Source organism: Micromonospora sp. D75, from assembly GCF_018070405.1.
In the GTDB taxonomy this organism is placed as follows: Bacteria; Actinomycetota; Actinomycetes; order Mycobacteriales; family Micromonosporaceae; genus Micromonospora; species Micromonospora chalcea.
Map to the genome: position 1 here is coordinate 1 of NZ_JAGPXV010001042.1, position 1,054 is coordinate 1,054.

General features: G+C 75.9%; 1 protein-coding gene and 1 pseudogene. Both read left to right on the plus strand.

What is annotated here, in order from left to right; genetic code table 11:
• The coding region (locus KBX39_RS31825) for a ZIP family metal transporter (RefSeq protein ID WP_210874124.1) at window positions 1-653 on the plus strand (653 nt) is incomplete at its 5' end.
• A 209-nt stretch (window positions 654-862) separates the two neighbouring features.
• Window positions 863-1,054: pseudogene (locus tag KBX39_RS31830) on the plus strand (hypothetical protein); the annotation flags it as partial.

A 1,054-nucleotide genomic window follows, 5' to 3' on the forward strand; every position in this document is an offset into this window, starting at 1 on the left:
GGACGACCGCCTCGGTGATGGCGTTCGGGGCGGGCGTGCTGCTCTCCGCCGTCTCGTTCGAGCTGATCGACGAGGCGCACGAGCAGGGCGGCCTGCGGCCGGTGGTGATCGGCGCGGCGATCGGCGCGCTCGCGTACACCGGGGCGAACGTCCTGCTGGCCCGGCACGGCGCGCGGCACCGCAAGCGCTCCGGCGACGAGCAGCCCTCCGAGCGGGAGCAGCCCGGCTCGGGTACGGCCATCGCTGTCGGCGCGCTGCTCGACGGCGTACCCGAATCGGTGGTGATCGGCGCGAGCCTGCTCGCCGGCGGCCCGGTCAGCCTGGTCACCGTCATCGCGGTCTTCCTCAGCAACGTGCCGGAAGGGCTGTCCAGCGCGGCCGGCATGCGGCAGGCCGGGCGCACCCGGCGCTACGTGTTCGGGCTGTGGACGGCCATCGCGTTGATCTCCGGTGCGGCGGCGCTGGCCGGGTACACGCTGCTCGGCGGCGCGCCGCCGGAGGTGCTGGCGACGATCACCGCGCTCGCGGCGGGCGCGATCCTCGCGATGATCACCGACACGATGGTGCCGGAGGCGTTCGCGGACGCGCACCTGCTGGTCGGGCTGATCACCGTGCTCGGCTTCCTGGTCGCGTTCGCGCTGTCCCACGCCTGACCGTCGCGCGCTTTGCCGGGGCCGCCGCCTGCGGGCACGCGGCCGCTCGCTGCGGCTGCGGTGCCGGCTGCGGCTGCGGCTGCGGTGGTGGTGGCTGGGGCTGCGGCTGGGGTGCCAGTTGCGGTGGTGGCTGCGGTTGCGGCTTAGCGGCGGGTTAAGGATCGGCTGTGGAGTCGTGCCGGGGCGGCCGGGCCTCCTAGCATCGGGCGGTGCGCGTGAAGTCGGCTGTCCCTCTGCTCGTCCTCGCCCTGGCAACGGCGACGCTGCCCGCCTGCGGCGACGATCCGGCCCCCGCACCCGCCGCCGACCCCGGTTCGCCGGCCGGTCCGGCAGCCGCCCCGTCGGCCACCCCGAGCGGGCGTTCCGGACTGGGTAGCGCCCGGTCGAGCCCGACCCCCGCC